The 13861-nt window shown below is 64.7% G+C and carries 9 protein-coding genes; 5 read left to right on the forward strand and 4 right to left on the reverse strand.

The window, feature by feature from the left end:
• Positions 1-27 precede the first annotated feature (27 nt).
• Positions 28-1866 carry an ABC transporter ATP-binding protein/permease gene (locus R8871_RS17195; RefSeq protein WP_175051793.1) on the forward strand — a complete coding sequence of 613 codons (1839 nt, stop codon included), beginning with the start codon at positions 28-30 and terminating at the stop codon, positions 1864-1866.
• 21 nt (positions 1867-1887) lie between these two features.
• Here R8871_RS17195 and R8871_RS17200 read toward each other — a convergent pair whose 3' ends face one another.
• The 3 genes from R8871_RS17200 to R8871_RS17210 all read right to left on the reverse strand — a co-directional run bounded on the left by R8871_RS17200 (position 1888) and on the right by R8871_RS17210 (position 4805).
• A complete protein-coding gene (locus R8871_RS17200; protein ID WP_175051527.1) occupies positions 1888-3330 on the reverse strand; it encodes a nicotinate phosphoribosyltransferase in 1443 nt (480 codons plus the stop codon).
• Positions 3331-3462: 132 nt separating this feature from the next.
• Positions 3463-4074, reverse strand: coding sequence for a methyltransferase family protein (locus R8871_RS17205; protein ID WP_172737663.1), 612 nt, complete (start codon positions 4072-4074; stop codon positions 3463-3465).
• Positions 4075-4517: 443 nt separating this feature from the next.
• Entirely contained in the window at positions 4518-4805 is a 288-nt protein-coding gene (locus R8871_RS17210; RefSeq protein WP_246287608.1) for a hypothetical protein, read from the reverse strand.
• A gap of 1241 nt (positions 4806-6046) precedes the next feature.
• On the opposite strand from R8871_RS17210, the gene R8871_RS17215 reads away from it, so the two are divergent.
• The 4 genes from R8871_RS17215 (at position 6047) to R8871_RS17230 (ending at position 12948) form a co-directional block, all read left to right on the forward strand.
• Entirely contained in the window at positions 6047-7483 is a 1437-nt protein-coding gene (locus R8871_RS17215; protein ID WP_175051528.1) for a sigma-54-dependent transcriptional regulator, read from the forward strand.
• A 184-nt stretch (positions 7484-7667) separates the two neighbouring features.
• Complete coding sequence (locus tag R8871_RS17220; protein ID WP_175051529.1) at positions 7668-9344, forward strand: MFS transporter; 1677 nt, start codon at positions 7668-7670, stop codon at positions 9342-9344.
• Between the two features lie 176 nt (positions 9345-9520).
• Positions 9521-9871, forward strand: coding sequence for an NIPSNAP family protein (locus tag R8871_RS17225; protein ID WP_175051530.1), 351 nt, complete (start codon positions 9521-9523; stop codon positions 9869-9871).
• 407 nt (positions 9872-10278) lie between these two features.
• Complete coding sequence (locus tag R8871_RS17230; protein WP_175051531.1) at positions 10279-12948, forward strand: mechanosensitive ion channel family protein; 2670 nt, start codon at positions 10279-10281, stop codon at positions 12946-12948.
• Here the strand turns inward: R8871_RS17230 and R8871_RS17235 are convergent.
• Complete coding sequence (locus R8871_RS17235) at positions 12887-13738, reverse strand: alpha/beta fold hydrolase (protein WP_175051532.1); 852 nt, start codon at positions 13736-13738, stop codon at positions 12887-12889. The two genes, R8871_RS17230 and R8871_RS17235, sit on opposite strands and share 62 nt — an antisense overlap.
• Between the last annotated feature and the right edge of the window lie 123 nt (positions 13739-13861).

A 13861-nucleotide genomic window follows, 5' to 3' on the forward strand; every position in this document is an offset into this window, starting at 1 on the left:
GCGGTGGAACAGGCTGTAGAACAGGCGGTGAAGCGATCGGCCGCGCGGCCGCTGCTGTGGCTGGCCGCGTTGCTTGCCGTCTATTTGTGCGCGCCGTTTATCGCGAGCGTGCCGCAACTCGGCGCGGCCGATTGGCCGAATGTCGATTGGCGCGCGGTGTGGTCGGCGGTCGGCATCTCGGCGGCGAGCGCCAGCGTGGCCTCGTTCGTGATTCTGCTCGGCGGCGTGCCGCTCGGCTATCTTCTGGCGCGCTCGAACTCGCGCAAGATGGCGCTGCTCGGCTTCGTCGTGCAGTTACCGCTCGCCTTGCCGCCACTCACGAGCGGCGTGCTGCTGCTGTTTCTGCTTGGGCCCTATAGCTGGGTCGGCCGCTTCACTAACGGGGCGCTGACGGATTCGTTTGCCGGCATCGTGCTCGCGGAAATCTTCGTGGCCGCGCCCTTCCTGATCATCGCCGCGAAATCGGCGTTCGCCGCCGTCGACCCCGTGCTCGACGACGTGGCCGCGACGCTCGGCCATCATGCCAGCAGCCGCTTCTTCCGCGTGATGCTGCCGGTTGCGTGGCCGGCGATTCGCGCGGGACTCGCGCTGGCGTGGTTGCGTGCATTCGGCGAATTCGGCGCAACGGTGATGGTGGCCTATCACCCGTATTCGCTGCCGGTGTACACATACGTCGTATTCGGTGGCCAGGGCCTGCCGGCGATGATGCCGTTATTGCTGCCGACGCTCGCGATTGCGATTGTCTGCGCGGCGTTGTCGATATACAGCCTTCGGCAGAAAACCTCGCTCGAAGAGACCGAAAACGGCGACGACGCGCTGGAACCCGGCACCGATCTGACCGCGAGCCGGGGCGAAACTTCCGACCTTCGCCTCGCCTTTCGTTTGCAGCGCCGATTAGGCGCCTTCGAACTGGACATCGCATGGTCCCCTGCGACGCGGCGGCTTGCGATCATCGGCCCGTCGGGCTCCGGCAAATCCCTCGCGCTGCGTCTGATCGCAGGGCTCGAATCCAACGCAGCGTGTTCCGTCCGGCTCGGTACAACTGACTTGAGCACACTGCCACCCGAGCGCCGCCAGATCGGCTACATGCCGCAAGACTACGGCCTGTTCCCGCACATGACGGTGGCGCAGCAACTCGCGTTTCCCGTCGACGCCGACGTCGCCAGTGCGCGTTACTGGCTCGATCATCTCGGCCTCGCGCAACTGGTTGCGCGCTTGCCGCATCAATTGTCGTTCGGTCAGCGGCAACGCGTGGCGCTGGCGCGAGCGCTCACGCGTCATAGCGAATTGCTGCTGTTCGATGAGCCGTTCGCGGCGCTCGATACGCCCCGGCGACGGCGTTTGCAGCAGTCGCTGCGTGCGTTGCAGCGCGAGATTGCGGCGGTGACGATCATCGTCACGCACGATCCCGACGAAGCGGCTTTACTCGCTGATGAAGTGCTGGTTGTCGAACAGGGGCGCGTGCTGCAGGCGGGTTCCATCGATGAAGTGTTCGAGCGGCCGGCTTCGATGCGGGTTGCGGAGTTGCTCGGCTTGCACAACGTCGGCGAAGGTTTGATGACTGCGCCTGGGCGAGTCGAGATTGGCGAAGGGTTGACGATCGCGACCGGCGATAGCGGATTTGCGATTCCTGCGGGGCAACGGGTGATGTGGCGCATCTCGTCCCACGCCGTGGTTATTTCGCCCGGTGGCGCCTATGCGGGCATGGTCGATGCGGTCGAATTACGGCGCGGCGAGCGGTATGTCCGTCTGAATATCGCGGGGGTGCGCTTCGACGTCGCGAACGAAGATGCCCGGTTGCGGGAAGGCAGCCCTTGCCGGATTGACGTTGATGCCGGCGGCGTGTCGGTCTGGCATGTGCACTGACACGTTGGGCTGAACAGCCGACTAACCCTCGGCCGCGTGAGCCCTCTTCCTGATTTCAGAAAACGCCGCGTCGACGAGCAATTTTCCAGAATCGAAAACCGTGACGAGCGCCTCGTCCCAATCCCCTGCAACGGTACGGTCGTCCCACACCACCGGCAGCGTCACCGTCCGATACTCGCCTGAGTGACGATTCACCAGCAAGGTAAGCCGCCCTTTCATCGAACGTTTGCCGGCATCCGTGACCGGGTCCTTGCGTACGTCGTGCCATTCATCGCCGAGCCGGATGGCCGAACACTTCATGGCGAAGCGCTGTGTATCGCGATTGATCTGCTGCAACAACGCGCCGCCCATGCCGAAGACAATGTTGTCCGCCGCAAAGCCGGCCTCATCCATGGCCGCAAGAATGTCCTGAATGGAATCCGGATTCACGCCGTCGCCCTGAATCACGCGCACGTTGTTGAGCACGCGCCGCCCCTTGCCGTTCACCGTCGAACCGAACGACACCTCGAGCGCTCGCATGGTCTGCAGAACGATCGTCAGCGGATCGCCGGAATCAGGCCGGATCACCAGTGTGCCGCCGGAGTCGAGCACCGCCTGCTTCAACGTCGTGCCCCATACCTCGAGCGCGGCGAACAGGTCGTAGGAATCGGACACTACCGAAACGATCGCGCCCGGTTTGCCGAACTTCGCGATCATGTTGCGGAATGCGTCTGTCTCGCGCTCGCGCCCCCATGACGTGATCGTGCTGTGCTCCGCGGCCGGCACGGAAAACGCCGCCATCGGTTCGTTGTAGTAGTGGTTTGCCGCAACCACACCGAGCACCGTATCCGAGCCCATGAAACTGACCAGATGCGCCGCGCCGCCAATCGCCGCCGACTCGGCACTCGATACGCCGCGCGCGCCGAAATCGTGCAGCTTGAACGGCAATTGAGAGAGGTCGTCGCTACTCTTCTCCAGATAAGCGCGAATCGTGTTGCGCAGATGCCAGCTTTGCGTCGCGACCGTAATCGGATACCACACGCGCAGCAACATTGTTTCCAGATACGAGGCCAGCCAGAACACCTCGGGATCGTTGCATTCGACCGTGACCAGAACGTTGTGCGTGGGCACGACCGAGCCTTCCGGCACCGCGCGAATCCGCACGGGCAGATAGCCCCGATGGTGCTCGACGATGTAGCGCCAGCCTGCTTCGTTGAACGGCTCGCCATGCGCTGTGAAAAACGCCTTCGCCTGGTCGATCATGGCCGGCGTAATGGGGCGGCACAGATACTCCTTGATCAGCATCTGCAGGCCGAAAAACAGCGTGCGGTCGTAGCGTCCTCCGCGCGACTCGATGTATGAAAACATCGCCGACGCTTCCGGCGGATATTGCAGGTAGTGCGACGCCTTGTACGAATCCGTGTTGAGTATCGGATTGGACAGAATCGACGCCATGTCGTGGAACGGGTTTGTATCGCTTTGCATGGATGATGTGGCGCGCTTGCGGATCGATCAAAGGTAATCCGGCAGGTTGGGGTTTGCCGTTTAGCGCCGCTCGTTGCGGCTCATTGCGGCTCACTTCGGTTCATACCGTAAGAAAAACTACACGATACACCGTCAAAACACGCCCGGAATTACCCGAAACCGCACCTTACCCCTGTAGGTCCGATACCGCTCGTCATCGGAAAGGAGTCGCTCCTCCCGCACAATGCGTCCGACCTGCAGCGCAAACTGGCATCCGTAGACAATCACGTTCTGGATCCCGAAGTTCGCCAGCAAAAACCCGACGTCCGTCACGAAATACCCCAGGTACATGGGATGACGCACGAACCGGTAAGCGCCGCGGGAAACAACCCCGCGATTGGCGGGCAAAATGCCGAACGACCTGCGCAGCGACACCTTCGCGAACAGTTGCCAGAAAATCCCCAGCAGTTGCAACGACGCGCCGGCCGCCTCCGGAATAAGCTGGGTGCCGGGCGAAAGCCGCACAGCAAGAAAATAGAACGTGCCGCCCACCGAGCAGATAAAAGCGAAAGGCGTCCAGTCACGGTGGATGGGTACCCGCGCAAATAGCGACAACCCCAAGGTCATGAACGCGCTTACCACCAGCAGCAGCAAGGTGATGCGGGTGGGCGCCGCGAGCCATTGCTTGACCGCGGCGTAAGTGAAGATGCTCAACATGAGCGCCGCGGCGACGCGCGCGAGGATTTCGGTCAACGCCTCGCGCATGCCGCCGGCCGGCGCCACGCCCTCTCCGCCATCGGCGCGGGACGTCACGCTCGCCGGGTCCACGATCGTGGCATCCTGGAGACGGCCTTCACCATCGAATTCCCGCGAGGGTGTGGTCTTTGTCATGGCACGCTCATTTCGATATGCGAATTATTTTTCAAGCCTGCTGCATGAAGGCTTGCGGTCCGTCAGTGTCGCAGCGTAGCAGTCACACCGGACGAATGTCCATATCATGCCACGCCCGCCTGGATTCGATTCTGGCGGACTAACCCCAGTGATTGGGCGGGTTCAGCGGCTGGACTTGAGTTGCGGCGACGCAGTCGACCGCCTGGCAATTCGACCGCCTGGTAAACAGCAGGCGGCCGGACATGCCCTCGTAGAGCGCGGCGACGGCCGGCCTGAAATTATCCGGCCGGCAACGCCACGTCAACCGCGGTCGGCAGTCAGATGTAATCGTCCGGTCCGGCTGGATCGACGTCCACGCCGCGCTCGTAGCCTCGTTCGGGCGACGGCGGCATCTCATGGATCGCGTCGCGCAGCGCATCGCGCTGAATTTCAGGCTGAGCCTTGCGTTTTACCGCCTCGGCGATCACCAGCGTGAGCAGATCGACCGGCGGCGCGGCGAACAGGCTGCGTGGCCCGGCGACAAGGCGCTGATAGGAGAGAACGGCGCCGTGCGCCGTGGTGTTGCGGTCCAGCCGCGCTGCGGCCAACTTGCGAATCGTTTTCATGACAACCCCCGAATGGTGAGCCATTTCAAGGCTACGTCCAGGTAGGCCGTGCCCGCGCAATCGCGCCGGCACGGCGCCCGGTCCACCTCGCAAAGCGCGCCCCTCTATGGAGACTAAGGCCATCCCTCCCCGCATCGTCGCGCCGGCTGGTCCTGACCGTACGCTGCCCCGCCCCTGTCCTGTGCTGTGCGTCGCGCGCCCGCAATCTGCTCGAGCACGGTACCTGTCGCTATCGCGATCAATTTAATTTCGGCCATCAACGCCAGGTCCGTCCAGTCGGACGGAAAAATGGCGAGGTCAGCTTTTTTGTGTCGTCCGGTGAAGAATGACCGATGCGCCGCATCGACCATTCAGCCCGCTTTTTTGACGTCCGTTTTTTTAGTGGCCCCGCCGCACCCTCGTAAGACACATTGGCTTCCCCGGCCGCGCTTACGAAGACGATGTTTGCCGCCGGGCTCCGGCTGCTTTCCCCGTGCTACCGGCGCGGGCGGCAATGCATTCGCTTGTAACGCTCCTATTGCAATGGCTGTGCCATGTCCTCTCAACCCCTTGATGCACGGTGAATTTCGCTGCAGCGCACGGCACCCGATCCTGCCTTGCGGCACACGTTGATTCGGATTTGACACGCGTTGCGTTCACCCTCCAACGCGTTGCAGAAGGATCTACCTGCTGGCGGGCCTGGACGCACGCCCGGTCGGCCCCGATCCGGCCGCGCTTTGCGGTGTGGCCCGGTCAAATGTGCCGATGCTTCGGGCCACGAAACGGCTCCCGCAGCCGTCGCCCAAAATGTCGCAAGCCTGAGACACGGTGATTCGACGGCGCGGCATCCGTTGCAGGATGACCGCCATGCGATTTGCAATGCTGTGTGGGATTTCGCACATATCCGCGGTTGACCGGCCATTTTTGAACGGCAAATACGCACGCTAAAGCGGAAAAACGTTTCTGAATCCAGATTTGTTTGTATGGCGCTCGAAATCACTTTCGCTTATCGTTAAGCCATGCGCCACGTAGAGCGCGTCTGCCAGACCACCAGGGTAGAAAACGGCTTTTGTGATTCGGGGATGAAATAGTCAGGCGGTCTCACCGTTAAATGCCATCCTGCTATCTGTCCGACGTGTAGCACCTCGCGGTTCATACCGCCGCTCTACGTCCCCGCCATTGCCGCTACCGTGGATTTATCATTGCCGGTCTTCCAGTTCGTCGAAGAGCAGTTCTGAGGGCAGCAACAATCCGGGGGTTACATGAACACGACTTGCACGCCTGTCGACACCGAACGCACCGTTCTCTACGTGTCGAACTCGCCCGACCGGGATCTGGCCAGCTTCCTGGCTGCATCCGGCTGGCAAGCGGTGCACGCCAAAAGCACGGCAATCGCCGAACGCATGATCGAGCGCGACAATATCAAGGTCGGCCTCGTGGAGTTGCCGGGTGAGTGCACGTCCCAGCATTTGTCCGCTCTCGCCTCCTGCATGCGCCGCGTCGAAACCAACTGGGTCGCGCAGATCGCGCCGGGCCAGTCGGACGACGAACTGGTCAGCCGCTTCATCCTCGATTATTGCTTCGATTTCGTGACCCGGCCCTGGCTGAACGAGCGGCTGGTATTCGCGCTTGGCCACGCGCACGGGCTGTCGAGCCTGCGGCATGCGCCAGCCGCCCCCGAGCCTTCGCTCGGCCGGCACGGCATGGTCGGGCAATGCGAGGCGATGCAGCAGTTGTACCGGCGCATCGACAAATGCGGCGTGACCGATGCGCCAGTGTTCGTCGCCGGCGAATCGGGCACCGGCAAGGAACTGACCGCCCGTGCGATTCACGAGCGCTCGCCGCGCGCCGGGCGGGCCTTCGTCGCGATCAATTGCGCGGCCATTCCGCCGAGCCTGCTGCAAGCCGAATTGTTCGGCCATGAGCGCGGCGCCTTTACCGGCGCGTTGCAACGCAAGATCGGCCGGATCGAAAGCGCCAACGAAGGCACCCTGTTTCTGGATGAAATCGGCGACATGCCGCACGAATGCCAGGCGGTGCTGCTGCGCTTCCTGCAGGAAGGCACGATCGAACGGCTGGGCGGCAATGGGCCGATCAACGTCGACGTGCGGGTGATTTCGGCGACCCACGTCGATCTGGACAAAGCCGTCGAAGACGGCCGCTTCCGCTCTGACCTGTATCACCGCCTGTGCGTGCTGCGGCTCGTCGAGCCGCCCTTGCGCGAGCGCGGCGGCGACATCAAGCTGCTCGCCAACTACGCGCTCAGCATGTACCGGCAGGACGGCGCACGCAAATTGCGCGGGCTGTCGAGCGACGCGATCGTCGCCATGTCGAACTATCCCTGGCCGGGCAATGTACGCGAGCTGATCAACTGCGTGCGCCGGGCCGTAGTGATGAGCGAGGGCCGCTTTATCACCGCAAGCGACCTCGGCCTGCCGGAAACCGACAACGGGCCGGCCGTGACGCTGGCGGAAATCCGCAGCAAGGCTGAAAAGGACGCCATCGAGCACGCGCTGCAGCGGCACGGCTACAAATTGTCCGAGGCCGCGGCCGAACTCGGCATTTCGCGGGCTACGCTGTATCGCCTGATGCATGCGAGCCGGCTGCATCAGGATCCGGCGGCCGGACGCGCGTCGAACGCCGACGGCGGTGCGGATGCCGACGACGAGGCGGAGCGGCAGGCGCCTTCACTGGTTTGACTTCGCTGGTTTGACCTGAGGCCGTCTGAACGGGCAAACGGCGGTAAACAGCCGCAAACAGGGCCGCAAATAGTGCCGCAACCCCGCCGCCTCGCGCGGCGCGGCCGGCCTGGCGTTGTAACCGCCTATCGGTTCTCTCCCGGCGTTGCTATGCTGAAAGCCGTTCATCCACCCCGGAGTGGACTTGGCCGATCAGCACGCCCCGGCGCCCGTGCGCCGCCCTTCCTCCACGCTCCCCGCCCAGGCGAGCCCGTGCGACGCGCTCGCCATCCGCGCTCAGCCCCTCAGCTTCGCTCACCCGTGCCGACGTAAAAAGCTCGCGCTCGCCGCGACCATCCTCGGTTCGAGCATGGCGTTCATCGACGGCTCGGTGGTCAACGTCGCGCTGCCGTCGATCCAGACCGAACTGGGCGCGAGCGTCGCGGCAATCCAGTGGGTGGTCAACGCGTATCTGCTGTTTCTCGGCTCGCTGGTGCTGGTGGGCGGCTCGCTGGGCGACAAGCTCGGCCGGCGCACCGTGTTCATCGCGGGAATCGGCCTGTTCACGCTCGCCTCGATTGGCTGCGGCGTGGCGCCAGGCGTCGGCGCCCTGATCGCGGCACGCGCCGTGCAAGGCATCGGCGCGGCGCTGCTGGTGCCGAGCAGTCTCTCCATCATCGGCTCGGTATTCGACGACAAGGAGCGCGGCAAGGCGATCGGCACCTGGGCCGGCGTCGGCGCGATCACGTCGGCGGTCGGGCCGGTGGCGGGCGGCTGGCTCGTTGACGCGTTTTCCTGGCGGGCGATTTTCTTTCTGAACGTACCGATCGCGTGCGCAACCATCGCGCTGGCGGTCGTCGCCGTGCCGGACAGCCGGCAGGAAGACGATCCATCGGACCCGGACCCGGCGCACAAGGAGCAAGCGCTGCAGAGGCTCGACTGGCCGGGCGCCGTCACAGCAGCCGCAGGGCTCGCCGCGCTGACCTACGGCCTGACCATCGCCTCGGCGCGCGGCTTCGGCGACCGCTGGGTGCTGGCGTCGATCCTCGGCGGCCTCGTCGTGCTGTCCGGCTTTGTCGTGCTCGAAGCAAAGACCCGCAATCCGATGATGCCGCTCGATGTGTTCCATTCGCGCGACTTCGTCGGCGCGAATCTCGTCACGCTGCTGCTCTATTTCGGGCTCGGCGGCGCGCTGTTCTTCCTGCCGTTCACGCTGATCCGCGCATATGACTATAGCGCGACCGAGGCAGGCGCCGCGCTGCTGCCGGTGCCGGTGACGATCGGCCTGTTGTCGCGTTTCACCGGCGGCCTGACCAGCCGCTACGGCGCACGGGCCTTGCTGGGCGCTGGGCCGGTGATCGCGGCGGTCGGTTTTGCAATGCTCGCGCTGCCCTGGGTCCGCGGCGAATACTGGCGCGGCTTCTTTCCGGCGCTGGTCGTGCTCGGGCTCGGCATGACGATTACCGTCGCACCGTTGACGACGACGGTGATGACATCCGTCTCCGCCGCCCGCACGGGTGTCGCCTCGGGCATCAATAACGCCGTCGCCCGGGTGGCGAGTCTGCTGGCGATCGCTGTGCTCGGGATTGTGTTCGTGTGGTCGCACGACGCGGCGCTCGACGCGCGGCTCGATGCATTGAACGTGCCGCAAGCGGCGCGTGCGACGGCGCGATTGACGCAGGACACGATGAATGAGAGCCCGGCGGCGGCGGGCGCAACGGACGCCGCGACACGAGACGAAGTAGCGCGCGCGCAAGCCGAGGCACTCGGGGCGGCTTTGCGGGCGGTTGCGCTGGTATCGGCGATGTGCGCACTGGCCGGCGCGGCGCTCGCGGTTTTGACGATCCGCGAAGCTAGTGGAAAAACGGCTGCACCAGGTTAAGAGGTAGGCCCGGAGGCATGGCGTTGCTTGCGATCTGCGCGGGCCTTCATACCGCCATTGAATGCCGCCCGCCCCGCTCAACGACAGTTCAGAACGCAATGAAACGTCGCAGTCGAGCAGTCTTCATACTGATACTCATCTGCTTCAAACCACCCCACCCGATCGGGAGCTTGCACATGACGATTACCTGCTTCATCCGCTATCAGATCGACCCGTTCCAACGCGAAGCCTTCAACGATTACGCTCGCAACTGGGGCCGCATTATTCCGCGCTGCGGCGGCCATCTGATCGGCTACTTTCTGCCCCACGAAGGGACCAACGACGTTGCCTGGGGATTGATCGCATTCGACAGCCTCGCCGCGTACGAAACATATCGGGCGCGGCTGCGCTCCGACGCCGAAGCCCGCGAGAATTTCCTGTTTGCGCAGACGAAGCGCTTCATCCTGCGCGAGGAGCGCACGTTCACCGAGGTGGTCGAAGGCACGCTCGGCGTGGCGGCGAGGGATTCGGTGGAAGCAACGGAATAGGTATTGCCGGGCCTGAGCGCCCCTGTGGTGCGGGGCCAGAGCGCTTTCGCGCCCGCCCTTTTGCCGACGCAGCCCCCACGGGGCTGCGTCCTTGCATCGCCCATAGCCCCCTGTCATATAGCGCCCGCAGCCTCTATAGGCCGCAAGCCGCGCGATCTTGCGCGCTACGCCTTCACCGGCGCCTCTACCAGGCAAGCTTTCTGCTACCTGACGTTACAATTCGGGCCAACTGGCCGAACCTCCGCGTGAACACGGCGTGAACACCGCTTGAACACCAATAGCCGCCGCGGATGGAACTTGTACGACTAAACGCGTGTCGGTCCAAGGTCACGCCGCCGAATCGACCTTCGCGTCGACCCACGCGTCCCGGCACCGCCGTCCGCACCTGGTACCCCGCCTTACACCCTATGCGCAAAAAACTCCACGCCTGGCTTGTCATTTTTCTCCTTCTGAGCGCCTCGCCGGTCTTCGCCGCCGCGGCGCACCCCACCGCCGCGTCCGCTGCATCCGGCGCCGTGCCCACCCTGACGCCCGAGCAGGCCCGCCAAGCGCTCAGCGTCCTCAACGACCCCACACGCCGCGCGCAAGTCAGCGACACGCTACAGGCGATCGCCGCAGCGGGCGCACTCAGCGCTCCACCTGCCTCGGCGGCCGCGGCTGCGTCGGCGCCCGCCGCCGCCAGCAGCGCCAGCGCGCTCGTCCCAGCCGCCTTCCAGTCCAATGGCCTCGCCTCGCAACTGGCGCGTCAGGGCGCGCATTGGGCCGTGCATCTCGGCAAGTCATTACGCAGTTCGGTCGCCGCGCTGCTCGACGTCGCTTCGGTGCGTGCCTGGTGGCATTGGCAATCGACCAGCCCGCAAGCGCGCGGTGTGCTCGGCCAGGTCGCATGGTCGCTGCTGGCGGCACTGCTGCCCGCGCTCGCGCTCGAATGGCTCGCGCGCCGCCTGTTGCGCCGCGCATACGCGGCCCTTGCCGCGCGCCGCGAACGTGACGAGGAAGACAGTGCAGCGCAAGCCGACCTGCCCGTCGATGTCCTGCCGCAACCGGCCGATACGCCGAATGCCGCACCGCCGCTGCCCGTTTCTCCCACCTCTCCCGCGTCGCCCAATGCAACGGCCCAGGCGGCGAAGCCCAGCGCGTCCATCACAACGGCCGCGCCCATTGTCGGCAAAACCACCGACGCCAAAGTCGAGCAGAAAGCCGTGCATCACTTGACGCTGCTGCAGCGCCTGCCGCGCGCGCTCCTGACGATGGTGTTGCGCCTGTTGCCGCTGGCGGTGTTCGTCGGCGCGGCGAGCGCGCTGATGTCGATCTTCACCGAAGACGGCACGCCGCAAGACCGCGCGCTCGATTCGCTGATCGACATCTACGTGCTGTGCCGCCTGATCGTGATCGTCAGCGGCTTCTTCCTGCAGCCGAGCGCGCCGCGCCTGCGCCTGTTGCGCATGAGCGATGCGTGGGCCGCATTCGTGCACCGCTGGATCGTACGGATCGTGGCCGTGGTCGGCGCCGGTTCGGCGATCGCGGAGATCGCGCAGTCGCTCGGCCTGAACGACGCGGCGCATCTCGCGCTAATGAAAGTGGTCGCGCTCGCCGGCCACATCATGATCTCGATTCTGATTCTGAAATGCAGGAAGCCGGTCGGCGAATTGATCCGCAGACGCTTTGCCGCGAGCGAATCGCTGGAAATGTTCGGCAACGCGCTCGCCGATGCGTGGGCCGGATTCGCGGCGTTCGTGGTGATGGCGCTGTGGTTCATCTGGGCGCTCGACGTGCAGAACGGCTATCGCACCCTGCTGCATCTCGGCGGCATCTCGCTGGCGATCCTGGTGGGCGCGCGGGTCGTCGCGATCGTGATTTTCGGCGCCATGGCGCGGCTCTTCAACGTAAAGGGCGATGCGGAGAAGTCGCTCGTACAACAGCACGCCTACCGCTATTACCCGCTGCTGCGGCGGGTCGTCGCGTGGATCATCGGCATTGTCACCGCGCTTGCGCTGCTGCAGGTTTGGGGCGTCGACGTGGGCGAGCTGTTCCGGAGCGGGTCGATCGGCCATCGGCTGGCTTCGGCGCTAGTTACGATCGGGGTCGCCGCGGTAATCGCACTGGTAGTGTGGGAAGGCGCCAACGTGTCGATCGAACGGCGGCTGGACCGCTGGACCACCAGCGGCGACCTCGTGCGCGCCGCACGTCTGCGTACCCTGCTGCCGATGCTGCGCAGCGCGCTCTTCTGCGTGATCGCACTGGTGGTGGTGCTCACCGGCCTGAGCGAACTCGGTGTGAACATCGGGCCGCTGCTGGCGGGCGCGAGTATTTTCGGCGTGGCGCTCGGCTTCGGCTCGCAAAAACTGGTGCAGGATTTCATCACCGGCATGTTCCTGCTGATGGAAAACGCCATGCAGGTCGGCGACTGGGTCACGCTCGCGGGCGTATCCGGTACGGTCGAATATCTGTCGATCCGCACCGTACGCCTGCGCGGCAGCGACGGTTCGCTCTTCACGGTGCCGTTCAGTTCGGTCACGACGGTGAACAACACCAATCGCGGACTCGGCAATGCGGCGGTGAAGGTGAACATCGTGTTCGGCGAGGACGTCGATCTGGCGATCGCCACGCTGAAGGAAATCGGCGCAGCACTGCGCGAAGACGAGAAGTTCAAGGACGGCATTCTGTCCGACTTCAGCTTCTGGGGCGTGGATGGCGTGGATGGCTCGGCGGTCACGCTGGCCGGCCAGATCCAATGCCGCGACACCGCGCGCTGGGGCGTGCAGCGCGAATTCAACCGGCGCATTCTCGACCAGTTCAGCGCGCGCGGCATCGAAATCGCGAACCCGCAGCGGCATCTGCTGACGTGGGACCCGGAGAGCGTACCGGCCAGAGTCGAATCGAGCGGTGCGCCGGATGACGGCCCCAACGTTGCAGCGAAGGCCGAACCGCCTTCAACGGCGCCTGCCGACGCCTCGCTGAAGGCCGCGGCCGGCAAGGCCGACGCGCCGGTTGAAGATCAGGTGCCGGTCGACCCTAAGCCGGCCGGTGGCCCAGGAACGCCAGCAAATCCAGGTTCAACTTCTCCGCATGAGTGAAGTACAGGCCGTGGCCGGCGCCTTCGTAGACGTTCAGTGAAGCGCCTTCGATCAGCGCCGCGGTCGGCCGTCCGGTCAGCTCGAGCGGCGCAGAGGCGTCCCGGTCGCCTTGCACGACTAGCGACGGCACCCGGATGCGGGCCAGCTCTGCGCGGAAATCGGTAATGGTCTGGATTCGAGCGAGCTCGAGCATGGCCTGATGCGAGGTTTGCAGCATCATACGGATCGTCCAGTCGAGCGGCGCGCGCGACACACCCGGACCGAAGTACGGTGCGGCATTTGCCTCGATCCAGTCGGGGAAGGAACGGCTCAGCGCGAGGCGGCCTTGCTCGAACAATGCGGCGTCGATCCCGTTCGGGTTGTCTTCAGTTTTCAGCAGATACGGCGTGGCTGCGGGCGCGATGAACGCGATCCGGGCCACGCGTTCCGAACCGTGCCGCGTCAGATAACGCACCGCTTCGCCGCTCGCGATCGAATGTGCGACCAGTGTCACATTGCTCAGATCGAGTGTGCTGAGCACGCTGTCGAGATCGTCGGCGAGCGTGTCGAAGTCGTAGCCACGTCCGGGATCGCTCGAACGGCCGTGGCCGCGGCGGTCATAAGCAATGCAGCGGCAGCCGAGGCGCGACAGCGGCTCCATCTGATAAGACCACATGTCGGAATTCAGCGTCCAGCCGGACAGGAACACCACCGGCGCGCCTTGCCCCCAGTCGCGATAGAACAGGCGCGTGTGGTCGGCGGTGCGGATCGTGTTGGGGTCGTCGGTGAGATACGGTGCGGTCGCGTTCATGGAAGCCTCCTTACCTTGGGTGGGAATCGTTGTGCCGTGCCGCCACTTTGCCTGGCGGGTGTAGGCAGGTCGATTACCCAGGAGGTAAAGAGATGGGCTCGCGAGCCGGCGATGAACGGCTTG

Origin of the sequence: Paraburkholderia sediminicola, from assembly GCF_902859805.1 — a bacterium.
GTDB classification, from domain to species: Bacteria; Pseudomonadota; Gammaproteobacteria; order Burkholderiales; family Burkholderiaceae; genus Paraburkholderia; species Paraburkholderia sediminicola.

Coding starts and splice junctions, on each gene's coding strand:
- R8871_RS17200 (WP_175051527.1), bottom strand. CDS start 3,330: ATGCAAAGCGATACAAACCCGTTCCACGACATGGCGTCGATTCTGTCC.
- R8871_RS17205 (WP_172737663.1), bottom strand. CDS start 4,074: ATGCGCGAGGCGTTGACCGAAATCCTCGCGCGCGTCGCCGCGGCGCTC.
- R8871_RS17210 (WP_246287608.1), bottom strand. CDS start 4,805: ATGAAAACGATTCGCAAGTTGGCCGCAGCGCGGCTGGACCGCAACACC.
- R8871_RS17215 (WP_175051528.1), top strand. CDS start 6,047: ATGAACACGACTTGCACGCCTGTCGACACCGAACGCACCGTTCTCTAC.
- R8871_RS17225 (WP_175051530.1), top strand. CDS start 9,521: ATGACGATTACCTGCTTCATCCGCTATCAGATCGACCCGTTCCAACGC.
- R8871_RS17230 (WP_175051531.1), top strand. CDS start 10,279: ATGCGCAAAAAACTCCACGCCTGGCTTGTCATTTTTCTCCTTCTGAGC.
- R8871_RS17235 (WP_175051532.1), bottom strand. CDS start 13,738: ATGAACGCGACCGCACCGTATCTCACCGACGACCCCAACACGATCCGC.